The sequence below is a fragment of the Microbacterium istanbulense genome, assembly GCF_037204145.1.
In the GTDB taxonomy this organism is placed as follows: Bacteria; Actinomycetota; Actinomycetes; order Actinomycetales; family Microbacteriaceae; genus Microbacterium; species Microbacterium istanbulense.
Genome location: NZ_JBBDGN010000002.1, coordinates 269,724 through 293,337, shown reverse-complemented (window position 1 = coordinate 293,337; position 23,614 = coordinate 269,724). Strand labels below are relative to the sequence as shown.

Genomic DNA, 23,614 nt, shown 5'->3' with positions numbered 1-23,614 from the left:
TGGCACCACCGCCCTTCGCTCACGGTCAAGTGCCGTGACCGGCCGAGGAGCAGACTCACAGCACGGCCTTCCCGGGGCCGGCGCGCACCGCGCAACCCAGACAGCACTGTCACCCGAGCGAAGGAGCCGACGTGACCACATCCGCACAGCCGCAGGAGCACACCGCCCTGCGCTCCGGCGCCCTCGGCGTCGCCGGGATCGTCTTCCTCGTGCTGGCAGCGGTCGCACCGCTCACCGGCATCGTCGTGGTGGCCTCGCTCGCGATCGCGCTGGGCAACGGCGGCGGCACGCCCATGGCGTTCTTCCTCGTCGCGGCGATCCTGCTGCTGTTCGCCGTCGGCTACGCGCAGATGTCGAAGCAGCTCGTCAACGCAGGCGGCTTCTACGCCTTCGTCGTGAAGGGCCTCGGCCGCACCGGCGGTCTGGTCGCCGGCCTCATCGCCACGCTCGGCTACAACTTCTTCGTCGTCGGCACGATCGGCACCAGCGGCTTCTTCATGCAGACGATCATCCGCGACCTCACCGGCCTCGACGTGCACTGGATCGTCTGGGGACTGGCATCCATCGCCGCATGCTTCGTCCTCGCCCGCATCGGCGTCGATTTCTCGTCGAAGGTGCTCGGCGTCTGCCTCGTGCTCGAAGTGCTCATGCTCGTGATCTTCGACATCTCGGTGCTCGTGCAGACCGGATACGACGCCGCCGCGTTCAGCCCCGAGTGGGTCTTCTCGGGCTCGCTGCCCATCGGGCTGCTGCTGGCGGCGACCGGCTTCCTCGGGTTCGAGGCGACGGCCCTGTTCAGCGAAGAGGCCAAGCAGCCGCTGCGCACGATCCCCCGTGCGACCTACACGGCGATCGCCTCGATCGGCATCATCCTCGGCGTGACGACCTGGGCCGTCGTGAGTGCGACCGGCGTCGCTCAGGCGCAGGCCACTGCGCTCGAGCACCTGCCGACCGGCGACCTCATCTTCATGCTGTCGCAGCAGTACCTCGGTGGCCCGCTGACGACGGTGATGATGATCCTGCTCCTGGTGAGCCTCTTCGCCGCGATGCTCGCCTTCCACAACTCGGCCACCCGCTACCTCTACTCGCTCGGCCGTGCCGGCATCCTGCCCCGCGCCCTCGCCCGCACGCGCGCCAACGGCACGCCGCAGCTGGCCGGCATCGTGCAGGCGTCGTTCGCGGCGGTGGTCGCCATCATCTTCGCCCTCGCCGGAGCCGACCCGATCGTCACCCTCGTACCGGCGATGCTCGGCTTCGGCACCCTGAGCGTGCTGATCCTGCAGGGACTCGCGGCGATCTCGATCGTCGTCTACTTCCGCCGCCAGCACGACCCTCGGTGGTGGAAGACCTTCGTCGCGCCCGGCATCGGCTTCCTCGGTATCGCCGCCATCTCGGTACTCGCGGTCTGGAACTTCGACATCGTCGCCGGCTCCTCGGAACTGGCGATCCGACTCATGCCGCTGCTGCTCGTGCTCGCCCTCATCGGCGGCATCATCTACGGCGCCTACCTGCGGCGCGCGCGGCCGGCTGTCTACGCCGGCCTCGCCGACGATCTCGAGCAGTTCAGCACCCGCTGAGCCCGACCTCTTCCCGCCCCCACCGACCTGGAGAGACCATGACCACGATGAACCCCGCCGACACCTCGACCTGGCTCCCCCTCGACGGGCTCGCCCCCGGCTTCGACGCGAACAAGGCACCACTGTCGACAGCTCTCTCCGGCAGCGAGGTGAACATCACCGACACGGATGGCGCCCGCATCCAGCACCGCTTCACCGCCGACGAGGTGACCTGGCGGCTCGATCCGGTCGACGGTCCGTCGCAGGCCGGCACCGACCCTTACGAGGCGTTCGAGGTCGACGAAGACCTCTTCTTCGTGCAGTTCCACCACCAGGACGCCCCCACCGAGGCCGTGTCGCTGGTGGTCGACCGTCGTCACGGGCGGGCGCTGTCGATCGTCAGCAGCATCGGCGAACCGGCGCCGGGGCGCACCAGGGTCGGCCACGCGTTCGCCGCGTCGACCATCGACGATGCGGCGGTGACGGGCGTCGAGCCGGCGCCGACCAACACGCTCATCGGGCGCCGCGTCGAGTGGGTGTACAGCAGCGAGCACGCCTACGAGCACGTCTATCTCTCGCCCCGCTGGTACTCGTGGCAGTGCCTGGCCGGCCCGGAGCGTGGGCTCGCCGACACCGATGAGAACACGGTGTGGGAGGTGCGGCCAGGCATCTACGTGTTCACCTGGCGCGAGAAGGTCATCCCGTGCGCGTCGGTGACGATCGCCGACCACCGCGACGCCGGCGCGATCCGCTCACACGGCGTGCTGTTCGGACTCGACGAGACGGGCACCGTACCGACCCACTTCACCTTCGGCGCGCACGGACGCCTGCTCTCCACGACGCACCACGCGCCCGAGCTGGAGCCGGCCTTCTTCGGCGTCGCATCATGACGCGCGTCGCCGACCTCATCGTCACGGCGCGCACCATCCGCACCGCCGACCGCGACCGCCCCGTCGCCGAGGCGATGGCGGTCGCCGACGGCCGCATCCTCGCGGTCGGCGACGCGGCATCCGTGGGTGTGCACCGCGGGCCGCAGACACGGATGCTGGATGTCGGGGATGCCGCCGTGTATCCGGGCTTCGTCGACGTGCACAACCATCACGCCTACGCAGGACGCACCGATCTGTTCGAACTCTCCCTGCCGGCGGGACTGCCGCTGGACGCCATCCTCGACCGGGTGCGCGCGAAAGCGGCCGAACTGCCGGAGGAGGCGTGGATCGTCGGCGGCGCGGTGCCGACGACGCTGCTGCCGCAGCTGCAGAACACCGCCAGCCGCCTTCTGCTCGACGAGGCCGCCGGGGGGCGTCCGGTCGTGCTCGTGGAGGACTCCCGTCACAACCGCTGGGCCAACTCCCGTGCATTGGAGTTGGCCGGCATCACCGCCGGCCGCATCCCTCCCGGCGGGGTCACCGTGCTCGACGCCGACGACGGCACGCCCACCGGCGTGCTGCTGGAGGCCGCCGGTATCCCCGTGCAGGAGGCGTACGACCGCAGCGGAGGGCTCACCCCCGCACAGCACGTCGCCGCGTCGCGCCGCGGCGTCGAGCTACTGAACTCCTACGGCATCACGAGCTTCCAAGACGCGGGTGTCTCAGTCGACACGCTGTCGGCGCTGGCGGCGCTCGATGGCGCCGGCGAGTTGGATGCCTGGGTGGTGTCGTCGCTGCTCATCAACGACGACATCTTCGGGGTGAGCCCGATCGGCGCCGACCTCATCGCGCGCGGCGAGGAGTTCCGCACCCCGCACCACCGACCGGACTTCGTGAAGATCTTCCTCGACGGGGTCCCGCCGGCGCGAACCGCCGCCTTCCTCGAGCCGTACCTGCCCGATGCCACCCACGGTGCACACTTCCACGGCGAGACGACGATGAGCTTCGACGAACTGTACGACTGGTTGCGTGCCGTCGCGGCGCGCGGACTCGGTGCCAAGGTGCACTGCACGGGTGACGGCTCGGCCCGCCTCGTGCTCGATGTCGCCGAACGCCTCCGCGGCGAGGGCGTGACGACACCGATCCAGATCGCGCACGGACAGTTCCTCGCCGAAGACGACATCCCGCGGCTGCGGGCGCTGAGCGTCGCCGCGGACATCTCGCCGTTCATCTGGTTCCCCGGGGAGATCCCGCAGGCCCTGGCCGAGGTGCTGGGCGACCGCGCCGCAGACGCGCAGCCGAACCGCGCACTGCTCGATGCCGGGGCGGTGGTCGCGGGTGGATCGGACTGGCCGGTCAGCGCGTCGCCGAACACCCTGGAGGGGCTGCAGGGCCTGGTGACCAGGGCCGACCCGCTCGGTCGCGCACCAGGCGTGCTGGGGCCAGAACACGCCATCACCGCCGCAGAGGCGCTCGAGGTGTTCACGATCAACGCGGCGACGGCGATGGGTCTCGGCGACGAGACCGGATCGCTCACGGCCGGCAAGTCGGCCGACTTCGTGGTGCTCGCCCGCGACGCGATCGCAGGACCGGCGGATCAGATCGTGCACACCCCGGTGCTGGCGACCTGGTTCACCGGCCGCCAGGTCTACGGCGACTGAGCGCGCCGCACCGAGAGCAGATCGGCCCCGATGCAGCGCGCATCGGGGCCGATCGGTAAGGGCGTGGCGGACAGGGGGGGCTTCCCGCCACGCCGGCCTTCAGTCGGCGAGCGCCTGCACGGCGCGACCGACGGCACGGAGGATCGTCGGATCCTCGGCGGAGCGCGCCCCCGGCACATACCGCACCCGGACGATCTCGCCACCGGTGAACGGGAACGTGCGGTACTGCTCGTACAGCGCCCAGTCGACGGGGCCGCCGTAGTCGTACCCCACGCTGATGCCGGTGAACGGTGCCATGCCGAGCAGCATCGGCACGCCGGCGATCGCCGCCTGCTCGACGCCGTCGCACTCGACCGACACACGGCACCGCAGATCATCCTGTTCGCGGACGCGCACGACGACCCGCTGCGCACCAGGGTTCAGCGCGGCGCCGCGCGCCCTGTGCATGACGCCGTAGGCGTTGTAGACCAGCACCGGTGCCCCGTGCTCCACGGCGAGGAGGTAGCCGCCGCCCTGGTCGCCGTGGGCCACGAGCACCCCGGATGCCTCGGGCGTGAGGTCGACGTCGATCTCGATGTCGAACGAACGCAGCACCGTCAGCTTCGCCGAACGGAAGCGTTCCAGCGGTGGACGGAACGGGATCAGCTCGACCGGCTCGGACAGCGGCTCCTCGGTCGCGGGACGGAAGCGGAAGAGGTCGCCGGTGTCGTCGAGCGGGAACACGGTGTTGCGCCATGCCTCCGTGCGCCAACGTTCGGCCATCGCCGCGACCCGCTCAGGGTGCGCCTCGGCCACGTCGCGGGTCTCGGTGGGATCGGCGGCGAGGTCGTACAGCTCCCAGACCCCGCCGGCCGCTCCCTCTGCGGGGGTGGGGCGCGTCACGGACACCGCCTTCCACCGCCCCTCGACGAGGGCACGACGCCCGACGCATTCGAAGTACTGTCGCTCGCGCCCCTCGGCCGCCGGATCGGCGAGCACGGATACCACGCTGCCGCCGTCCATCGGCAGGGCGGGAGCACCTGCGCGCTCGGTGAGCGGGGCGACCCCGCTGAGCTCGAGCAGCGTGGGTGCCAGATCTGCGACGAACACGAACTGGTCGCGCAGGCCGCCGGCCAGGGGCGCGGCGCGCCACGACAGGATCAGCGGCGCGTGCACCCCGCCCTCGTACGTCGATGATTTGAAGGAGCGGAACGGGGTGTTCGACACCCGCGCCCACCCGGTCGGATACTGCGCGAACAGCCGCGGCCCGCCGATCTCGTCGGGGTCGCGGGGCACGTCGGTCTCCCATCCGTCCATCGGCTCGACATCGCTGCCGAACTGAGCGAAGTAGCTGCGCGTGCCGCTGCGTCCGCCTTCGGCGCTGCCCCCGTTGTCGCTGGCGATGACGACGATCGTGTTCTCCCGCTCGCCGCTGCGTTCGAGGCGGGCCAGGAGGCGTCCGACGCTCTGATCGATCTCGTCGACGGCGGCCGCGTAGACCTCCATGTGGCGCGCGAAGAGCCGACGTTCTTCGTCGCTGAGGTCGTCCCACGCCGGGATCCGGTCGCCGTCGGCGAGGGGGTCCGCTGGCAGCGTCGCGTGGTCGGGGACGATCCCGCGTGCGCGCTGGCGGGCGAAACGTTCGGCGCGCAGGGTGTTCCAGCCGGCCTCGTAGCGACCGCGGTACTTGTCGATGTCGACGTCCTTCGCCTGGATCGGACCGTGCACGGAGGTGTGCGCGTAGTAGAGGAAGAAGGGCTTGTCGGCGTCGGAGGTGCGCAGCTCGTCGATCATGCCGATCGCGCGGTCGGTGAGCTCGTCGGTGAGGAAGAACCCGTCGGGGAACTCGCGGATGTCGACGACGGAGTTGTCCTGCACCAGGCGGTGCGGATGGTGCAGCGCGGTAAACCCGTCCATGCTGCCGAAGTAGCGGTCGAACCCGCGCTGCAGCGGCCAGGATGAGCGGTCGGCGCCGTCGTGCAGACGTGATTCGAGGGTGAGATGCCACTTGCCGACCATGAACGTGGCGTATCCGCCCGCCCGCAGGGACTCGGCGATCGTCGGCGCCTGGGCGGGCAGTTCGCAGGTGAACCCGGGGTACCCGGGATCGATGTGCGCGACGAACCCGAACCCGGCACGGTGCGGGTTGACTCCGGTGAGCAGGGCGGCCCGCGCCGGGGAGCACATCGGGGCGGTGCGGTAGTTGGTGAACACCCACCCGTCGGCGGCCAGTCGGTCGATGTGCGGGGTGTCGATCTCACTGCCGAAGGGGCCGAGGTCGCTGAAGCCGAGATCGTCGACGAGCATGACGATGATGTTGGGCGCTTTCTCTGGCGCCCGGTGCGGCGCGGGCCACCACGGCTCGGATGCCGAGGTGAACTCCCCCACGCGCCCGGCGAACGCCTCATACCCCCTGCCCTCCGGCGCCGCCATCTAGCCGGCCTTTCGGATCTGCTCGAAGATCTCGCTGCGCAGCTCGGCGAACGCCGGCAGGGCGCGGGTGATGAGCTGGTCGCGCGGGCCTCCGAAGTCGATCTCGATGATCTCGGTGACCCTCGCCGGGCGTTCGCCCAGCACCACGACCCGGTCGGACAGATAGACGGCCTCGTCGATGTCGTGGGTGACGATCACGATGGTCATGCCGAACTGCTCGCGGATACGCAGGCACAGGTCTTCCAGCTCGAAACGGGTCTGGGCATCCACCGAGGCGAAGGGCTCATCCATCACGAGTACCTCGGGCCGGTAAGCGATCGCACGCGCGATCGCGACGCGCTGCTGCATCCCGCCCGACAGCTGCCACGGGAACTTCGCCTCGGCACCGGCGAGACCGACGGCCGTGAGCGCCGAGGTGATGCGCTCCTCGCGCTCCTGCGCCGAGAGCTTCAGGTGCTGCAACGGCAGGCGCACATTCTTGGCGACGGTCAACCAGGGCATCAGCGACCGGGTGTACTCCTGGAAGACCAGGGCCATCGTCTCGGGCGGCCCGTCGATCTCCTCGCCGTCGATCGACGCACTGCCCGCGGTGATGCTCTGCAGTCCGGTGAGGCACTTGAGCAGCGTCGTCTTGCCGATGCCGGAGGGCCCGACGATGCAGCAGACCTCGCCGACGCGCACGTCGAAGGTGAGGTCGGCGATCACGGGGACGGCGCCGTTCTTGGTCTGATACGACTTGGCCAGGCCCCGCACGCTGAGGCGGACAGGGGCGGAATCGGTGATGGTCATGCGTTCTTCTCCTGCTGTTGGGAGGCGATGTACCAGCGCAGTACGCGACGCCGGAAGAGGGTGAACAGGGCGGTCGCCGCGTAGCCGATGATGCCGAGCACGAGGATGCCGGCCCACATGTCGGGGATCGCGAACGACTGCTGGGCGAGCAGCGTGGCCGCGCCCAGACCGGTGGACGAGCCGAGCATCTCGCTGGCGATCATCACCACGAAGGCGGTGATGAGGCTGACCTGCATCCCTGAGAGGATGCGCGGGCTCGCGGCCGGCAGCGTGACGGAGAACAGCCGTTCACGCCACCCGAGGCGATACACCCTGCTCACCATCTCGAGGGTCGGTTCTCCGGCGCGGACGCCGTCGATCGTCGAGATGAGGATCGGGAAGACGGCGGCCAGCGTGATCGCCACGATGCGGGTCTCGTTGCCGAACCCGATCAGCGACACGAAGATCGGCACCAGCGCCACCGGCGGGATGGCACGGAAGAAGTGGATGGTCGGCTCGACGAACCAGCTCAGCGGACGCACGAGCCCCAGCGCGAGGCCGAGCACGACACCGATCACGGTGGCGAGCAGAAACGAGAGGGTGAGGTTGCCGACCGACGAGCCGACGTTCACGACGAAGGCCGGCGTCTGCACCAGCTGCCCGAGGCGTTCGAGGATCACCTGCAGCGGAGGGAAGAACGTGTTGGTCGATCCCGCAGAGGCGAACCACCACAGGGCCAGCAGCAGCACAGGAACGGCGATCTCGGCGCCGATCAGCAGCCACCGTGGCGTGCCGCTGCGCTGTTGGCGGCGGGCGATCTTCGTCCGCGTCTGGATGGAGGAGGTGAGAGTCATCACACGGCCTGCTTCCGGTATTGGGGGTGCCAGTGCAGCAGCCGCCGCTCGCCCCACTGAGTGAGCCCCTGGATCAGGAGTCCCAGGACGCCGAGGATGAGCACGTAGGCGAACAGCTGCGCCTGGTTGCCGGAGATCTGCGCGAGCAGCAGGCTCTGACCGAGACCGGGGCCACCGCCGAGGAGCCCGGCGACGACCGCGACCACGAGCGCCGTCGGAGCCGAGACACGGATGGCCGTGCCGATATACGGCAGCGCGCTGGGCAGGACGATGCGACCGAGGATCTCCCCCTTGCCCATGCCGTACGACTGTCCCGTCGCCTTCGCGACGGGATCCGTGTCGAACACGCCTGCCGAGGTCTGCACCGCGATCGCGATGAAGCATCCGAAGAACACCAGGAAGATGCCCATGTTCCAGGTCGGTCCGAGCACCAGCACGACGATCGGCAGGATGACGATCGGTGGGATGGGCTTGAGGAACTCGAGCGGGACGCGGGTGGCATGCAGTGCGAGCGGCGAGGTGCCGATCGCGACCCCGAGGACGACGCCGACGACGATCGCGAGAGCGAGACCGCCGATTGCCATCGTCAGCGTGTCACCCAGGGCCGTCCAGGTCTGCGCGGTCGTGAGCAGGTGGACGGCTTCGCTGATCGAGGTCGTCGCGGGCGGCAGCGGGGAGCCGGCCAGCGGCCCCCGCGCCGCCCACTCCCACACGCCCAGTGCGGCGAGCACACCGGCGGCGCCGACGAGAGGCGGGAGCAGAGTGGAGTTTCGCATGGTGGTCACTCCGCAGAGACGATGACGCCCTCGAGGTCGACCGGCTCGGGCAGGAAGCCCAGGGCGACGAGCTTCTCGTTCACGCGCTCGAGGTCGATCGGGGCGACCTCTGCCGGCCAGAACGGCAGCTTGATCTGGTCGACGGCCAGCGTCGAGGAGGTGTAGTCGATGCCGGCCTGGATGGCCTCGTCCGGGTTCTCATTGGCGTAGGCGTTGCTCTTGGCGACGGCCCGCTGGAAGGCGGCGATGGCGTCTGCCTTGCCCGAGACGGTGTTCTCGCCAGCGGTCCACAGACCCACGGCGCCCTCCTCGAAGAAGCCGACAGACGGCGCGTCGATGAAGGTCGAACCACCGGCCTCCGCCTCGGCGGTGAAGGGGCTCACCAGGCCGGCGGCATCCACGGTGCCGTTCGCGAGCGCCGCGACGGCCGAGGTGAAGTCGAGCACGACCCAGTTCACCGATTCGGTCGCGACCCCTGCCCGCTGCAGCGAGTCGGCGATGACCACCTCGAGCTGCGCCTTGCGGGCGGGGACGGCGATGGTGGCGCCTTCGAGTTCGGCGACCTCGGTGATCCCACTGTCGGCCGAGGCGTACAGCCCGGTGTCGTCGACGGATGCCGGGTCGTCGAGCTCGGAGGCACCCTCGACGTAGCCGTCGGCCGGTGCGACCACGGTCAGCGGAACCCCGCTGGCGAGGGCGTTGAGCAGCGGGATGCTGGGGGCGTAGGCGATGTCGACCTGACCGCTCTGGGCTGCGGCGAGGCCTGCGGGCGGGTTGGCGACGACGGAGGTCTCGATGCGCAGACCCTCCTCCTCGAAGAAGCCCTGCTCGTCGCCGAGGAGAAGCGCCCCATCGGAGACGAGGCCGATCGTGGCGACCTTGAGCGTGGTCAGCTCGCCATCGGCGGCCGGCGCATCCGTTCCGCTGGAGCAGGCGGTGAGGGCGAGTACCGCGGCAGCAGCGGCGGCGATGCCGGCGGCCAGGCGGGTGCGAGGTGTGGCAGTCATCAGGGACTCCTCCTTGAGTTAATCACCGCATGGTGATTTATAAGAGTGTACTTCGGGCTATTCGATTGTGCGTTTCACAGGTATTGCAACAGTCACCTACTGGAGACTGAAAACGGCAAAACTAGACTGAGTGCCGGAGGGGAGTTCCGCCATGCCGAAGATCGTGGATCACGACGAGCGCCGCGCTCACATCGCCGACGCGGCGACCAACGTCATCATCCGCGTCGGTTTCGAGCACCTCACCATGCGTGAGATCGCGACCGAGGCGGGTTACGCGCACGGCGCGATCGCCCGCTACTTCCCCGACAAACAGAGCGTGCTGACGGCATCCTTCCTGCGCCTGTACGACCGCGCGAACACCCGCATCCACACCCGCATCGACGGCGTGCGTGGTCTGGAAGCGCTCGAACGGGCCTGCCGCGAGATCCTCCCGTACAGTCCGAACGGCCCCCTCTACGCCCGCGTCGTCATCGCGTTCTGGGACCATGCCGCGCAGGATGCCGACGTGGCGCGCATCCACCGCGAGCACAACATGCACTGGCGCGATCTCTTCCGCCAGTGCCTCATCGAAGCGCGGCACGACGGCGAGCTCGCCGCACACATCGACATCGACACGGCCGTCGGTGAGATCGCCGCCCGCAACGCCGGCTGGCAGATGGTCGCGGCGCTGCTCCCCGACGTCGCGGGCGACGGACGCCTCGACGACGGCCTGGCGGCCCTGCTGTCGGAGCTGCGCCGGCCGGAGACGCCGACGCCGCGCTGACGGCGCTCGACTCCTCCCCGGCAGCATCCGTCAGCCCTTCCGCGGCGGGCCGGAGACGACCTGGGTGACGGCGACCGACTTCAGCCCCTCGACGCCGAACTCGAGACCGTATCCCGAGCTCTTCACGCCACCGAACGGCACCATCGGATGCAGTCCGCCGTGCGAGTTGATCCAGACCGTGCCCGACTGCATCCGCGCGGCGGCGTCACGGGCGGCCTCGGGATCGCTCGACCACACCGACGCGCCGAGGCCCACATCGACCGCGTTCGCGAGCTCGAACGCCTCATCGACGTCGGAGTAACGGATCACCGGCAGCGCGGGCCCGAACTGCTCCTCCTGCACGAGCGCGGCGTCGTTGTCGATGTCGGCGATGATCGTCGGTCGGTAGAACAGCTCCCCCAACTCGGGGGCCGCCTCACCACCGGTGACCACGCGCGCGCCGCCGCTTCTGGCGTCGTCGACGAGACGGCTGACGATGTCGAACTGCGCCTTGTTCTGCAGCGGGCCGAGCACATTGCCCTCGTCGAGGCCGTTGCCGATCGGCGTGGCGGCGGCGATCTCGGCCAGAGCCGACACCACGTCGTCGTAGACCGAATCGTGCACGTAGAGGCGCTTCATGGCCGCGCAGGTCTGCCCGGTGTTGATGAATGCCCCCCAGAAGAGGTCCTGGGCGATGGCCGCGGCGTCGGTGCCGGGCAGCACGATGCCGGCGTCGTTGCCGCCGAGCTCCAGAGTGAGCCGGGCGAGGTTGCCTGCCGAGCTCTCGATGATGCGCCGGCCGGTGGCCGTCGAACCGGTGAACATGATCTTGTCGACGTCGGGGTGCGACGCCAGTCGCGCGCCCACTTCGCGATCGCCGGAGACGCCGATGAGCACGTCCGCCGGGAGCACCTCGTTCATCACCGCGATCATCGCCAGCACGCTCAGGGGCGTGTACTCGCTGGGCTTGGCGACGACAGTGTTGCCCATCCGCAGCGACGGACCGATCTGCCAGATCGTGATCATCAACGGCCAGTTCCACGGGCCGATGGCGCCCACCACCCCTGCGGCCTTGTAGATGAGCTCGGCGTGCAGCGTGTCGTCGTCGACGAGCACCTGCGGCTCGAGCACGGTGGTGGCGTTGGTGCGCAGCCACGCCGAGCAGGCCCCCAGCTCGAAGCGGGCGTTCGGCCCGTTCAGCGGCTTGCCCTGCTCGCGGGAGAGCAGGTGGGCGAGCGCTTCGGCGTTCGCGTCGATCGCGTCGGCCGCGGCGAGCAGCAGCGCGCTGCGCTTCTCGTGTCCGAGTGCCTCCCACCCCGGCTGCGCGGCCTTCGCCCGTGCGATCGCGTCGTCGAGATCGGCGACGGAGGCCACGGGGGCGCGCCCGATGATCTCGCGGGTGGCGGCATCCGGAATCTCGCGCCCCTCCCCTGCCGGGGCCTGGATGCGGTCGAGAAGCGCGGCGGCGGATTCGGACATCGATGACTCTCCTTCGAGCGAGACGCGGGTCGGCAGCTGCGCCGATCCCTTCCCATTGTCTGCGGGTCCGTGACGCAGCACTTGTCGTGGAGCGCGCGTCAGATGTCCGAGCGCGAAGAGCTGCGCCGCGCACCCGTCGTGGGGCGCCGCCTGGCGCTCACGCCGCGTCAGTCGCGGGAGTAGTCCTCGAAGATGAGCGTCGTGCGGGTGGAGCGAATCGAGGGGATCGCCTGGATGTCCTCCAGCACGATGCGGCGCAGGTCGCGCGCGTCGTTGGCGCGCACGAGCAGGATGACATCGAAGTCGCCGCCGACCAGCGCCATGTGCTCGACTTCGGGGATCGCCCGCAGGCGTGCCTGCACGTCCTGCCAGGTGGCCTGCTCGATCGCGAGCATGACGTAGGCCGAGGCGTGGTGGCCGAGTTGCACGGGGTCGGTGCGCACCGAGTAGCCGGTGATCACACCGGCATCCGTGAGCCTCTTGATGCGGGCGTGCGCACCCGCGCGCGAGATGTGCACGGCCTCGGCGATCGCCGTCATCGAGGTGCGCGCGTCGCGGTGCAGCTCCGCCAGGATCGCGCGGTCGATCTCGTCGATCTCGGTCATGGCAGCCCTCACATATCGTCAGCCCGTGCTGACACTCTGCCACATTCACAGGCAGATACTGACCGATCGTCCAGTATTCCGCCCCGCGGATGGGACGACTGACAAATCCGATGGATGCTGGAACCCCAGGTTCGGCAAGGAGGGCGAACATGAAGCACGACGACCTGCTCCCCCGCGAGACGCCGGTGCGACTCATCGATGAGACCGGAACCACGGTCGCCGATGACGCCTACCCGATGCCGGATGCCGAGGTGCTGAAGCGCGCCTACCGCGGTCTGGTCGAGGGGCGACGCATCAACGATCAGGCAGGCGCCCTCGTGCGCCAGGGCCGTCTCGCCGTCTACCCGTCCTCGCACGGGCAGGAGGCCTGCCAGGTGGCGGCATCCCTCGTCCTCGGCGAGCACGACTGGCTCTTCCCCACGTACCGCGACTCGGTCGCGGTGATCGCCCGCGGCGTGCGCCCCGCCGACGCGATGGTGCTGCTGAAGGGCGACTGGCACTCGGGCTACGACCCCGCCGAGCACCGTGTGGCCCCGCAGGCGACGCCGCTGGCGACCCAGCTGCTGCATGCGGTCGGCTTCGCCTACGCCGCCAAGCGGCGCGGTGAGGACACCGTCGTACTGGCGCTGTGCGGCGACGGCGCGACCAGTGAGGGCGACTTCCACGAGGCGCTGAACTTCGCGGCCGTCTTCCACGTGCCCGTGGTCTTCTTCGTGCAGAACAACGAGTTCGCGATCTCGGTGCCGCTCTCGCGTCAGACCGCCGCGCCCTCGCTCGCCCACAAGGCGGTCGGCTACGGCATGCCGGGCGAGCGGGTCGACGGCAACGACGTGGCCGCGGTGCTCGCCGTGCTCGGGGGCGCCGTCGAACGCGCCCGCGCGGGCGGTGGCCCCTCCCTCATCGAGGCGCACACCTACCGGATGCAGGCGCACACGAACGCCGACGACGACACCCGCTACCGCGAGCGTGAAGAGGTGCAGGCGTGGATCGCCCGTGACCCGCTGACCCGCATGCGCGCGCACCTCTCGGCCCATGACCTGCTCGACGACGCGACCGAAGAGCAGATCGCCGCCGGCGCCGAGGAGATCGCCGCCGCCCTGCGGGCGGCACTGAACGCCGACTCCGACCTCGACCCCGAAGACCTCTTCCGCTTCGTGACCGCCGAGCGCACTCCGCAGCTCGAAGAGCAGTGGCAGCTGCTGCGCGGCGAGATCGAACGCGCCGCACTCACCGACGCCGGAGGCCACCGATGACCATCGCGCACGACGACGACATCCGCCTGGGCGAGACCGTCGCCCCCACCGTGACCACGATCACGATGGCTGCGGCGCTCAACCGCGCACTCGCCGACGCGCTCGCCGACGACCCGGAGGTGGTCGTCTTCGGTGAGGACGTCGGCGCCCTCGGCGGCGTGTTCCGCATCACCGACGGGCTCACCGAGCGGTTCGGCGAAGACCGCTGCTTCGACACCCCGCTCGCCGAGTCGGGCATCATCGGCACGGCGGTAGGCATGGCCATGAACGGGATGCGCCCCGTCGTCGAGATGCAGTTCGACGCGTTCGCACTGCCGGCGTTCGAACAGGTCGTCAGCCACGTCGCCAAGCTCGCCAACCGCACCCGCGGGTCAGTGCGGATGCCGATGGTCATCCGCATCCCGTTCGGCGGCGGCATCGGCGGCGTCGAGCATCACTGCGACTCGTCCGAGGCGTACTACGCGCACACCCCCGGACTCACGGTCGTCGCGCCGTCGACCCCGCAGGACGCGTACTCGCTGCTGCGCGCGGCGATCGCCTCGCCCGACCCCGTCGTCTTCCTCGAGCCGAAGAAGCTCTACTGGGCCAAGGGCGAAGTCGACACCTCGGTGACGGTCGACCTCGGCCGCGCGCGCATCGCCCGCAACGGCACCGACGTGACCGTGCTCGCCTATGCGGCGATGATGCCGGTGGCGCTCGAAGCGGCGGAGATCGCCGCGGCGGAAGGTCGCAGCGTGCAGGTGATCGACGTGCGCTCACTGTCGCCGTTCGATGACGAGACCGTCACGGCCGCCGTGCGCGGCACCGGTCGTGCCGTGGTCGTGGCCGAGGCGCCCGGATACGTCAGCGTCGCCGGTGAGATCCAGGCACGCATCTTCGAGCGCTGCTTCGAGTATCTCGAGGCGCCCGTGCGGCGCGTGACCGGGTTCGACACCCCGTTCGCCCCGCCGAAGCTCGAGCATTTCTACCTGCCCGACGCCGACCGCATCCTCGATGCGATCGACTCGCTGCACTGGGACGACGACCCCGAAGGAGCAGCGCGATGACCACGGCGACGGCACGCGTGTTCCGCCTGCCCGATCTCGGCGAAGGACTCACCGAGGCCGGGCTGGTGCAGTGGCTCGTGCAGGTGGGCGACACGATTCGCACCGACCAGGCGATCGCCGAGGTCGAGACGGCGAAGAGCGTGGTCGAGCTGCCCTCGCCCTTCGCGGGAGTGATCACCGCCCTGCACGGTGAACCCGGCGAGACGATCGCGGTCGGGGCCCCGGTGCTCGAGGTCGCCGACCCCGACGCCGCACCGGCTGCTCCGAAGATCGGAGGGACCGCAGATTCTCGGACGGATGCCGCCGAAGCATCCGATATTCGGCAGTCCGTCCGATCTGCGGGTACCCCGGCCGAGGCCGAGAAGGAGGCGTATCGGGCCGAAGAGCGCGCCGGCGGCTCGGGCAACGTGCTGATCGGATACGGCACGAGCGAGCGAGCAGGTTCGGGGCGGCGCCGTCCGCGCGCTGTGCGCCAGGCACCGGCCGCCGCACCTGCGCAGGTTTCGGATGCCGCAGCGCCGGCATCCGCTCCGACCACCCCGACGGCTGCCCCGCGCCGGGTGGCCGTGCGTTCGCCGCTCGTGCGGCGTCTCGCCCGCGACCTGGGTCTCGACGTGCACACGATCGAGGCCACGGGCGCCGACGGGGCGATCACCCGCGCCGACGTGCTGCGCGCGGCGGTCGATCACGCCGTCGACGGCGCGGCGGTGGCGGCCTCGGGCACGACAACCGGCACGACGTCGACGGCGGATGCCGCAGCGGCGATCGACGGACTCGCCGTGGTCGCCCGCGAGCGGATGAGCCCGCTGCGCAAGGCCGTGAGCGCGACGCTGTCGCGCAGTCGTTCCGAGATCCCCGAGGCGACCGTCTGGGTGGATGTCGACGCGACGCGGCTGTGGGAGGTGCGCGCCGAGATGGCCGGCCCCGACGGCAAAGCCCCGTCGCTGACCGCGCTCCTGGCGCGCTACACCCTCCTGGCGCTGGCCGAGTATCCGCTGCTCGCCGCGCGCCTGAGTGAGGATACGAGCGAGATCGTGACCTTCGATGGCGTCAACCTCGGCGTCGCCGCCGACACCGACCGGGGACTGATGGTGCCCGTGGTGCCGCGCGCGCACGAACTGAGCATCGCCGAGCTCGACGGGGCGCTGCGTGAGGTCGCCGCGACCGCCCGCACGGGTCGCATGGATCCCGCACGCCTGCGCGGCTCGACCTTCACACTGAACAACTACGGCAGCCTCGGCGTCGACGGCTCGGCGGCCATCATCAACCACCCCGAGGTCGCGATCCTCGGCGTGGGCCGGATGATCGAGCGCCCGTGGGTCGTGGATGGCACGATCGTCGCCCGCCGCATCGTGCAGCTCTCGCTCGTATTCGACCACCGTGTGTGCGACGGCGGCTACGCCGCGGGCTTCCTGCGCCGCGTGACCGAGCTCATCGAGCATCCGCTCCGCGCCTACCCGCGCGTCTAGCGCCGCCGCGCCCCGCCCGGGACCGCCGCGCAGAGCTCAGAAATGCCTCCGAATCGCCGATTCTGGAGGCATTTCTGATCTTCGCGCGCCGTGGAGGCGCGTGTGTGAACGGTACGCGGGCAAGCGGGGCGGGACGGGGCGGGGGATGCCGGAGGGCCGGGGCGATCTGGATCGTCCCGGCCCTGGCATCCGTCCGGTCAGCGCGTCTTCACGGCACCGGTGCGAGCGGCGACGACCTCCACACTCTGGGTGTCGAGCGCGACACCGCGCGTCTCCTTCACCAGCGAGACGGCCACGAGCGAGACGAGCGTGATCGCCAGCACGTACACCCCGATCGACCACGAGTTGCCGGTGCTGCTGAGCAGCAGTTCGGCGATCAGCGGAGCGAACGCACCACCGAGGATCGCACCGAGCGCGTAGCCGATCGAGACGCCCGAGTACCGCACGTCGGCCGGGAACATCTCGGCGTACAGCGCCGACTGCGGGCCGTACGACAGGCCCAGGCCGATGGTCAGCACGAACAGGGCGATGAAGAACAGCGCCACATTGCCCGAGTCGATGAGGAACCACATTGGGATCGACCACACCGCGATCAGCGCATAACCGATCTGGAATGTCCGCACCCGGCCGATGCGATCCGAGAGCCAGCCGCCGAACATCGTGAAGATGAGCCAGCCGAACGAGGCGAGCGTGGTCATCAGCAGCGCGGTGGGGCGGGGCATCCCGACCACGGTGGAGACATAGGTCGTGAAGAACGCGATCAGCAGGTAGCCGGCGGCATTGTTGGCGATGAAGATCAGCGCGGTCAGCACCACCTCACGGCTGTGGTGACGGAACAGGGTCTTCAGGGGCGCCGACGACTCGGTGCGACGCTGCTGCAGCTCGGTGAAGATCGGCGACTCCTCGACGGCGCGGCGGATGAGGTACCCGACGACGATCAGCACGATCGAGAAGAGGAACGGCACGCGCCAGCCCCACGCGAGGAAGTCGGCTTCGCTCAGGCTCGAGGTGAGCACCCACATCGTGAAGGTCGCGAGGATCATTCCGACCGGTACACCGATCTGCGGGTAGGCGCCGAACAGTCCGCGCTTGCCCGCGGGCGCGTGCTCGACCGACATCAGCGCCGCCCCGCCCCACTCGCCGCCGGCCGAGAAGCCCTGCAGCACACGCAGCAGCACCAGCAGCACGGTCGCCATGATGCCGATGTCGGCATACGTCGGCAGCACGCCGATGAGCGAGGTCGCCAGGCCCATCAGGATGAGGGTCAGCACGAGCATCTTCTTGCGCCCGATGCGGTCGCCCAGGTGCCCGGCGATCACGGCACCCAGCGGACGGAACAGGAACGAGATGCCCAGCGATGCCCACGCCGCGATCTGCGCCCCGGTCGGGCCGAGCGGCGCGAAGAAGAGCTGGCCGAATACGAGGCCGGCGGCCTGCGCGTAGATGAAGAAGTCGTACCACTCGATCGTGGTGCCGACGAGGGTTCCGGCGAGGACTCGGCGCTCTTCGCGCCGCCGGACAGCAGTGTCTGCCATGGGTGAACTCCATTGTTCGGGGGAATGTGACCGAACGATCGGTCAGTAAGTCAGGAGAGTACACGTCGGGCGCCTGTCACGCACCCCTCGATTCGGACGGATGCCGCCGCGCTTGCCACGCGATTACGGGTCTGTCATGATTTACTGACCGATTGGTAGGGAAAGGCGTATCGGCAGCGCCCGCCTCCTTGCCTGCCGTTCCACGCAATGGAGATGGAAGATGACGGACGCGTTTCTCGTCGGCGGAGTGCGCACGCCGGTCGGCCGCTACGGCGGAGCCCTCGGCGGTGTCCGCCCCGATGATCTCGCCGCGCTGGTCGTGCGCGCGGCCGTCGATCGCGCCGGGGTACCGGATGCCGCCGTCGAAGAGGTCATCCTCGGCGCCGCCAACCAGGCCGGCGAAGACAACCGCAACGTGGCACGCATGGCGGCGCTGCTCGCGGGCCTTCCCGACGACGTGCCCGGCATCACCGTGAACCGCCTGTGCGCCTCCGGCATGTCGGCGATCGGGATGGCCGCGCAGGCGATCCGCGCCGGTGACGCCGAGCTGATGGTCGCCGGCGGTGTGGAGTCGATGACCCGCGCGCCGTGGGTCCAGGCGAAGCCGGAGCGCGCCTGGGCGAAGCCGGGCGAGGCGTTCGACACGTCGATCGGCTGGCGTTTCGCCAACCCGCGCCTGGTCGCCAGAGACAAGGCCACCTACTCGATGCCCGAGACGGCCGAAGAGGTCGCGCGGCTCGACGGCATCACCCGCGAAGACGCCGATGCCTTCGCGCTGCGCAGCCAGCAGCGCGCGATCGACGCCATCGACGCCGGGCGCTTCGACGCCGAGATCGTCGGCGTGCCGACCCGCGCGGGCGAGGTGCTGGTCGACGAGGGGCCGCGCCGCGAGACCACGCTCGAGGCCCTGGCCGGGCTGCGGCCCGTCGTCCCCGGCGGCACGGTCGTCACCGCGGGCAACGCCAGTTCGCTCAACGACGGCGCCTCCGCCGTCATCGTCGCCAGCGCCGAGGCCGTGCGCCGCTACGGGCTCACTCCGCGCGCGCGGATCGTGACACACGCCTCGGCGGCCCTCGCCCCCGAGATCATGGGCCTCGGCCCCGTGCCCGCCACCGAGAAGGCCCTGCGTCGCAGCGGACTGTCGGTCGGTGACCTCGGCGCGGTGGAGCTGAACGAGGCCTTCGCGACGCAGTCGCTGGCCTCGATGCGCCGCTTGGGCCTCGCCCCCGAGATCGTCAACCGCGACGGTGGGGCGATCGCCCTCGGGCATCCGCTGGGATCGAGCGGATGCCGCATCGTCGTCACCCTGCTCGGACGCATGGAGCGCGAGCAGGCGGGCCTCGGGCTCGCCACGATGTGCGTGGGCGTGGGCCAGGGCAGCGCGATGATCCTGGAGCGCGTGGCGTGACGGCCCCGCTGCTCGTCGAACGCCACGCCGACCGGGTGGTCGCGACCCTGAACCGGCCCGAGAAGCGCAACGCGATCGATCAGGACACCATCGACGCACTCCATGCCCTGTGCGCGGAGCTCGAGGCGGAGCCGCGCACGCTCATCCTCACCGGTACAGGCGGGGTGTTCGCCGCCGGTGCCGACATCGCGCAGCTGCGCGACCGCCGCGCCGACGACGCGCGCGCCGCGATCAACGCGACGGCGTTCATCCGCATCCACGAGTTGCCGATGCCGGTGATCGCCGCAGTGCCCGGCTTCGCCCTCGGCGGCGGTGCCGAGCTCGCCTACGCCGCCGACATCCGCATCGCCTCCCCCAGCCTGAAGATCGGCAACCCCGAGACCGGGCTCGGCATCATCGCCGCAGCAGGCGCGACGTGGCGCCTGCCCGAGATCGTCGGCGGCGCGCGAGCGAGTGAGCTGCTGCTCACCGGCCGCGTGCTGGGCGCCGAGGAAGCCCTCGCCTGGGGGCTCGTCTCGGCGGTGCACCCCGAGGAAGAGCTGCTCGCCGCCGCGCACGCGATCGCCGACCGGATCGCGGCGAACGACCCGCTGGCCACCCAGCACACCAAGCGTGCGCTGCGCGCACCCCGGCACGAGCATCCCGACATCGAGCGCGAGCTGCAGGCCGAGCTTTTCGAGAGCGAGGAGAAGATGCGGCGGATGACCGCGTTCCTCGAGCGCCCTTCGTCTCGCTCCGCCCGCTCGGGGACCGAGGCCCCGGCACCTGAGCGAGAAGCGCAGCGACGAGACGAAGGACGAACCCCGTGAACCATATGCCCCCCACCCGCGTCGGCGTTCTCGGCGGAGGTCGCATGGGCGCCGGCATCGCCCATGCCTTCCTGCTCGCCGGTGCGCAGGTGACCGTGATCGAACGCGATGCGGCGAGCGCGGATGCCGCGGGCGCTCGCATCGCCGAGAGCATCCGCCGCTCGACGGAGCGCGACGCCACGCTCGACGGCGCCGAGATCGCCGCCCGGCTGCGCACCGGCACGGATGTCGCCCTCTTCGCCGACGCCGATCTCGTGATCGAGGCCGTGCCCGAGGATCGGGCGCTGAAGGATGAGGCACTGGCGCGGGTCGAGGCCGTGCTCTCCGATGTCGCCGTGCTGGCATCCAACACCTCGTCGATCTCGATCGACGACCTCGCCGCCACGCGCACCCGCCCCGCTCGCTTTCTGGGGCTGCACTTCTTCAACCCGGTGCCCGCCTCGGCGCTGGTCGAGATCGTGCACGGCAGCGCCACCGACCAGGGCGTCACCGACGCCGCACGCGGATGGGTCGAGTCTCTCGGAAAGACCCCGATCATCGTGCGCGACTCCCCCGGGTTCGCCTCGTCGCGGCTGGGTGTGATGCTCGGCCTCGAGGCGATCAGGATGCTGGAAGAGGGCGTCGCAAGCGCCGCCGACATCGACGCGGCGATGACGCTCGGCTACCGCCACCCTGTCGGCCCGCTGCGCACCACCGACATCGTCGGACTCGACGTACGGCTCGGCATCGCCGAGGAACTGTCCCGCGAGCTCGGCGACCGCTTCGCCCCGCCCGAGCTGCTGCGACGGATGGTCGCCGACGGACAGCTGGGTCGCAAGAGCGGCCGCGGCTTCTACGACTGGAATGAGGAGAACTGATGACCGCATACCTCCCGAGCTACGTGCAGGGCCAGTGGTGGACGCCGGCAGACGGCACCGCCGGCACCGAGGTGCGCGACGCCTCGACGGGTGAGGTGATCACCCGAGTCTCGACCGAGGGCCTCGATCTGGCGGGGGCGCTGGAGTACGCGCGCACCACGGGGCACGACAGCCTCGCCGCCCTCACCTTCCACCAGCGCGCGGTGCTGCTGAAGCAGTTCGCGCTGGCGCTGACCGAGCGCAAGGCCGAGCTGTACGCGCTCTCGGCGCGCACCGGTGCGACGAAGACCGACTCGTGGGTCGACATCGACGGCGGTATCGGCGTGCTGTTCTCCTACTCGGGCAAGGGCCGCCGCGAGCTGCCGAACAGCCGGGTCCACGTCGACGGGCCGGTCGAACCGCTCTCGAAGGACGGCTCGTTCCTCGGCCGCCACGTGTACACGACGCTCCCGGGCGTGGCCGTGCAGATCAACGCGTTCAACTTCCCGGTGTGGGGCTCGCTGGAGAAGTTCGCGCCCGCGTTCCTCGCCGGCATGCCCACGGTCGTGAAGCCGGCCACCCCGACCGGCTATCTGGCCGAGGCGATGGTGCGCATCCTCACCGAGTCGGGCCTGCTGCCCGAAGGGTCGCTGCAGTTGGTGAGTGGCAGCGTGCCCACCCTGTTCGACAACCTGCGCCTGGGCGACCTCGTCGGCTTCACCGGCAGCGCCTCGACCGCCGAGAGCCTGCGCCGGCACCCCTCGGTGCAGACCGGCGGCGTGCGTTTCACCGCCGAGACCGACTCGATCAACGCCTCGGTGCTCGGCACGGATGCCGTCTCGGGCACGCCCGAGTTCGACGCCTACGTGCGCCAGCTCGTGACCGAGATGACGACGAAGGCCGGCCAGAAGTGCACTGCGATCCGCCGGGCGATCGTGCCTGCGGCATCCGCCGACGCCGTGATCGACGCCGTCCGCGCCCGCATCGCCGACAAGACGGTGCTCGGCGACCCGCGCGCGGAGGGCGTGACGATGGGCCCGCTGGCCTCGACCGCCCAGCGCGATGAGGTGCTGCGGCAGGTGCGGGCGCTGGAGGATGCCGGCGGCGAGCTCGTCGTCGGTTCCACCGACGCGCCCACGGTGCGTCTCGCCGACGGCACCGAAGGTCACGCCGCAGACGGCGCCTTCGTCTCGCCCGTGCTGCTGCGTTTCGCGGATGCCGATGCCGACGCCGTCCACGACGTCGAGGCTTTCGGCCCGGTCTCGTCGCTGCTGACGTACGAGACCACGGCCGAGGCGGCCGCACTCGTCGCCCGCGGCGGCGGCTCGCTCGTGACGAGCATCGCCACCCACGATCCGGCGCAGGCGGTCGAGCTCGCCACCCGGATCGCCCCGTTCAACGGCCGGATGCTGCTGCTCGACCGTGACGACGCGCGCTCCTCGACCGGCCACGGTTCGCCGCTGCCGAACCTCGTGCACGGCGGCCCCGGTCGCGCCGGCGGTGGCGAGGAGCTGGGCGGCATCCGTGCCGTGCTGCACCACATGCAGCGCACCGCCGTGCAGGGATCGCCCGAGATGCTCACCGCCCTGACGGGCGTGTGGCACGCCGGTGCCGCCGCGCACGACGACGGGCGGCATCCGTTCCGCAAGTCGCTGTCGGAGCTGCGGATCGGCGACCAGATTGCCTCGGCCTCGCGCGCGGTGACCCTCGATGACATCGAGACGTTCGCGCACTTCACCGGCGACACGTTCTACGCACACATGAACGAAGAGGCGGCAGCGGCCAACCCGTTCTTCCCCGGACGGGTCGCGCACGGCTACCTGCTCGTCTCGTGGGCCGCCGGCCTGTTCGTCGACCCCGAGCCCGGCCCGGTGCTGGCGAACTACGGGCTCGAGAACCTGCGTTTCCTCACCCCGGTCTCCCCCGGCGACGACATCCGCGTGGAGCTGACGGCCAAGCAGATCACGCCGCGCGAGACCGACGAGTACGGCGAGGTGCGCTGGGATGCCGTGATCCGCAATCAGGATGACGAGGTCGTCGCGACCTACGACGTGCTCACTCTGGTGAGCAAGGAGCCGACCCGCGAGGCGGTATCCGCATGAGGCAGATGATGCAGCAGGATCGCGCCTCGGCTGCCCTCGGCATGACGGTCGAGGTCGACGAGCCAGGACACGCGGTCGTGTCGATGCCGGTGCGCGAGGACATGCTCAACGGCTTCGCCATCACGCACGGCGGGTTCGTGTTCACGCTCGCCGACACGGCCTTCGCTATCGCCTGCAACGAGGACGAACGGGTCACGGTCGCCGGCGGCGCCGACATCACCTTCCTGAAGTCGACGCACGCAGGGCAGACGCTGACCGCGTCCGCCGTGCGACGCATCGTGAATGGTCGGAACGGTCTGTACGACGTCACCGTCACGGATGAGACCGGCGACGTGGTCGCGGAGTTCCGCGGCCGCTCGATCACCACGAACCGCACGTTCCCCCGCCCCACCGCCTGACTCCGCTGCCCCTTACTCCGAGAGGACCG

The 23,614-nt window shown here is 70.3% G+C and carries 20 protein-coding genes; 12 read left to right on the top strand and 8 right to left on the bottom strand.

Translation table 11 applies throughout. The features are described from left to right. Positions 1 to 131: 131 nt before the first annotated feature. From WDU93_RS04335 to WDU93_RS04325, 3 genes are read left to right on the top strand one after another with little or no spacing between them, the layout of a single operon-like run. A complete protein-coding gene (locus tag WDU93_RS04335; protein WP_337317917.1) occupies positions 132 to 1,577 on the top strand; it encodes an APC family permease in 1,446 nt (481 codons plus the stop codon). Between the two features lie 38 nt (positions 1,578 to 1,615). Further along, complete coding sequence (locus WDU93_RS04330; RefSeq protein WP_337317915.1) at positions 1,616 to 2,446, top strand: molybdenum cofactor biosynthesis F family protein; 831 nt, start codon at positions 1,616 to 1,618, stop codon at positions 2,444 to 2,446. After that, on the top strand, positions 2,443 to 4,086 hold the full coding sequence (locus WDU93_RS04325; protein ID WP_337317913.1) for an amidohydrolase: 1,644 nt from the start codon (positions 2,443 to 2,445) through the stop codon (positions 4,084 to 4,086). Before WDU93_RS04330 ends, WDU93_RS04325 begins: the two co-directional genes overlap by 4 nt. A gap of 99 nt (positions 4,087 to 4,185) precedes the next feature. On the opposite strand, the gene WDU93_RS04320 is transcribed toward WDU93_RS04325, so the two are convergent. From WDU93_RS04320 to WDU93_RS04300, 5 genes are read right to left on the bottom strand one after another with little or no spacing between them, the layout of a single operon-like run. After that, positions 4,186 to 6,498: an arylsulfatase gene (locus WDU93_RS04320; protein WP_337317911.1), complete on the bottom strand. Its 2,313-nt coding sequence runs from the start codon at positions 6,496 to 6,498 to the stop codon at positions 4,186 to 4,188. After that, positions 6,499 to 7,287, bottom strand: coding sequence for an ABC transporter ATP-binding protein (locus tag WDU93_RS04315; RefSeq protein ID WP_337317909.1), 789 nt, complete (start codon positions 7,285 to 7,287; stop codon positions 6,499 to 6,501). Continuing rightward, on the bottom strand, positions 7,284 to 8,120 hold the full coding sequence (locus WDU93_RS04310) for an ABC transporter permease (protein ID WP_337317907.1): 837 nt from the start codon (positions 8,118 to 8,120) through the stop codon (positions 7,284 to 7,286). Before WDU93_RS04310 ends, WDU93_RS04315 begins: the two co-directional genes overlap by 4 nt. Then, positions 8,120 to 8,896 (bottom strand): ABC transporter permease, encoded by a 777-nt coding sequence (locus WDU93_RS04305; protein WP_337318090.1) that lies wholly within the window; start codon positions 8,894 to 8,896, stop codon positions 8,120 to 8,122. Before WDU93_RS04305 ends, WDU93_RS04310 begins: the two co-directional genes overlap by 1 nt. A gap of 5 nt (positions 8,897 to 8,901) precedes the next feature. Beyond that, positions 8,902 to 9,903, bottom strand: coding sequence for an ABC transporter substrate-binding protein (locus WDU93_RS04300; protein ID WP_337317905.1), 1,002 nt, complete (start codon positions 9,901 to 9,903; stop codon positions 8,902 to 8,904). Positions 9,904 to 10,054: 151 nt separating this feature from the next. Here WDU93_RS04300 and WDU93_RS04295 point away from each other — a divergent pair, with 151 nt between their 5' ends. After that, entirely contained in the window at positions 10,055 to 10,666 is a 612-nt protein-coding gene (locus WDU93_RS04295; RefSeq protein ID WP_337317902.1) for a TetR/AcrR family transcriptional regulator, read from the top strand. A 30-nt stretch (positions 10,667 to 10,696) separates the two neighbouring features. On the opposite strand, the gene WDU93_RS04290 is transcribed toward WDU93_RS04295, so the two are convergent. Together WDU93_RS04290 and WDU93_RS04285 are read right to left on the bottom strand one after the other, a co-directional pair. After that, complete coding sequence (locus WDU93_RS04290) at positions 10,697 to 12,124, bottom strand: aldehyde dehydrogenase family protein (RefSeq protein ID WP_337317899.1); 1,428 nt, start codon at positions 12,122 to 12,124, stop codon at positions 10,697 to 10,699. Positions 12,125 to 12,291: 167 nt separating this feature from the next. After that, the gene (locus WDU93_RS04285; RefSeq protein ID WP_337317896.1) at positions 12,292 to 12,729 is read right to left on the bottom strand and encodes an Lrp/AsnC family transcriptional regulator; all 438 of its coding nucleotides are present in this window, start codon (positions 12,727 to 12,729) and stop codon (positions 12,292 to 12,294) included. Between the two features lie 149 nt (positions 12,730 to 12,878). On the opposite strand from WDU93_RS04285, the gene pdhA reads away from it, so the two are divergent. Genes pdhA through WDU93_RS04270 form a run of 3 tightly spaced genes read left to right on the top strand, consistent with a single transcriptional unit; the run spans position 12,879 to position 16,497 of the window. Beyond that, entirely contained in the window at positions 12,879 to 13,982 is a 1,104-nt protein-coding gene (pdhA, locus tag WDU93_RS04280; protein WP_337317894.1) for a pyruvate dehydrogenase (acetyl-transferring) E1 component subunit alpha, read from the top strand. After that, a complete protein-coding gene (locus WDU93_RS04275; protein WP_337317892.1) occupies positions 13,979 to 15,028 on the top strand; it encodes an alpha-ketoacid dehydrogenase subunit beta in 1,050 nt (349 codons plus the stop codon). Before pdhA ends, WDU93_RS04275 begins: the two co-directional genes overlap by 4 nt. Continuing rightward, a complete protein-coding gene (locus tag WDU93_RS04270) occupies positions 15,025 to 16,497 on the top strand; it encodes a dihydrolipoamide acetyltransferase family protein (RefSeq protein ID WP_337317891.1) in 1,473 nt (490 codons plus the stop codon). Before WDU93_RS04275 ends, WDU93_RS04270 begins: the two co-directional genes overlap by 4 nt. Before the next feature lie 197 nt (positions 16,498 to 16,694). Here WDU93_RS04270 and WDU93_RS04265 read toward each other — a convergent pair whose 3' ends face one another. Next, entirely contained in the window at positions 16,695 to 18,032 is a 1,338-nt protein-coding gene (locus WDU93_RS04265) for an MFS transporter (RefSeq protein WP_337317888.1), read from the bottom strand. 220 nt (positions 18,033 to 18,252) lie between these two features. Between WDU93_RS04265 and WDU93_RS04260 the strand changes: the two genes are divergently transcribed. From WDU93_RS04260 to paaI, 5 genes are read left to right on the top strand one after another with little or no spacing between them, the layout of a single operon-like run. Continuing rightward, entirely contained in the window at positions 18,253 to 19,440 is a 1,188-nt protein-coding gene (locus WDU93_RS04260; protein WP_337317886.1) for a thiolase family protein, read from the top strand. Beyond that, a complete protein-coding gene (locus WDU93_RS04255) occupies positions 19,437 to 20,249 on the top strand; it encodes an enoyl-CoA hydratase/isomerase family protein (RefSeq protein ID WP_337317884.1) in 813 nt (270 codons plus the stop codon). The genes WDU93_RS04260 and WDU93_RS04255 overlap by 4 nt, the downstream gene beginning before the upstream one ends. 5 nt (positions 20,250 to 20,254) lie before the next feature. Beyond that, a complete protein-coding gene (locus WDU93_RS04250) occupies positions 20,255 to 21,106 on the top strand; it encodes a 3-hydroxyacyl-CoA dehydrogenase family protein (RefSeq protein ID WP_337318088.1) in 852 nt (283 codons plus the stop codon). Then, the gene (gene paaZ, locus WDU93_RS04245; protein ID WP_337317882.1) at positions 21,106 to 23,187 is read left to right on the top strand and encodes a phenylacetic acid degradation bifunctional protein PaaZ; all 2,082 of its coding nucleotides are present in this window, start codon (positions 21,106 to 21,108) and stop codon (positions 23,185 to 23,187) included. Before WDU93_RS04250 ends, paaZ begins: the two co-directional genes overlap by 1 nt. Beyond that, complete coding sequence (gene paaI, locus WDU93_RS04240) at positions 23,184 to 23,585, top strand: hydroxyphenylacetyl-CoA thioesterase PaaI (protein WP_337317881.1); 402 nt, start codon at positions 23,184 to 23,186, stop codon at positions 23,583 to 23,585. The genes paaZ and paaI overlap by 4 nt, the downstream gene beginning before the upstream one ends. Positions 23,586 to 23,614: the final 29 nt, after the last annotated feature.

Bases quoted from the DNA above. Each gene is read 5' to 3' on its own strand.
- WDU93_RS04260 (WP_337317886.1), top strand. From the start codon at position 18,253: ATGACGGACGCGTTTCTCGTCGGCGGAGTGCGCACGCCGGTCGGCCGC.
- WDU93_RS04325 (WP_337317913.1), top strand. From the start codon at position 2,443: ATGACGCGCGTCGCCGACCTCATCGTCACGGCGCGCACCATCCGCACC.
- WDU93_RS04275 (WP_337317892.1), top strand. From the start codon at position 13,979: ATGACCATCGCGCACGACGACGACATCCGCCTGGGCGAGACCGTCGCC.
- WDU93_RS04320 (WP_337317911.1), bottom strand. From the start codon at position 6,498: ATGGCGGCGCCGGAGGGCAGGGGGTATGAGGCGTTCGCCGGGCGCGTG.
- WDU93_RS04290 (WP_337317899.1), bottom strand. From the start codon at position 12,124: ATGTCCGAATCCGCCGCCGCGCTTCTCGACCGCATCCAGGCCCCGGCA.
- WDU93_RS04315 (WP_337317909.1), bottom strand. From the start codon at position 7,287: ATGACCATCACCGATTCCGCCCCTGTCCGCCTCAGCGTGCGGGGCCTG.
- WDU93_RS04305 (WP_337318090.1), bottom strand. From the start codon at position 8,896: ATGCGAAACTCCACTCTGCTCCCGCCTCTCGTCGGCGCCGCCGGTGTG.
- WDU93_RS04250 (WP_337318088.1), top strand. From the start codon at position 20,255: ATGCCCCCCACCCGCGTCGGCGTTCTCGGCGGAGGTCGCATGGGCGCC.
- WDU93_RS04270 (WP_337317891.1), top strand. From the start codon at position 15,025: ATGACCACGGCGACGGCACGCGTGTTCCGCCTGCCCGATCTCGGCGAA.
- WDU93_RS04330 (WP_337317915.1), top strand. From the start codon at position 1,616: ATGACCACGATGAACCCCGCCGACACCTCGACCTGGCTCCCCCTCGAC.
- WDU93_RS04295 (WP_337317902.1), top strand. From the start codon at position 10,055: ATGCCGAAGATCGTGGATCACGACGAGCGCCGCGCTCACATCGCCGAC.
- paaZ (WP_337317882.1), top strand. From the start codon at position 21,106: ATGACCGCATACCTCCCGAGCTACGTGCAGGGCCAGTGGTGGACGCCG.
- WDU93_RS04285 (WP_337317896.1), bottom strand. From the start codon at position 12,729: ATGACCGAGATCGACGAGATCGACCGCGCGATCCTGGCGGAGCTGCAC.
- paaI (WP_337317881.1), top strand. From the start codon at position 23,184: ATGAGGCAGATGATGCAGCAGGATCGCGCCTCGGCTGCCCTCGGCATG.
- WDU93_RS04265 (WP_337317888.1), bottom strand. From the start codon at position 18,032: ATGGCAGACACTGCTGTCCGGCGGCGCGAAGAGCGCCGAGTCCTCGCC.
- pdhA (WP_337317894.1), top strand. From the start codon at position 12,879: ATGAAGCACGACGACCTGCTCCCCCGCGAGACGCCGGTGCGACTCATC.
- WDU93_RS04310 (WP_337317907.1), bottom strand. From the start codon at position 8,120: ATGACTCTCACCTCCTCCATCCAGACGCGGACGAAGATCGCCCGCCGC.
- WDU93_RS04300 (WP_337317905.1), bottom strand. From the start codon at position 9,903: ATGACTGCCACACCTCGCACCCGCCTGGCCGCCGGCATCGCCGCCGCT.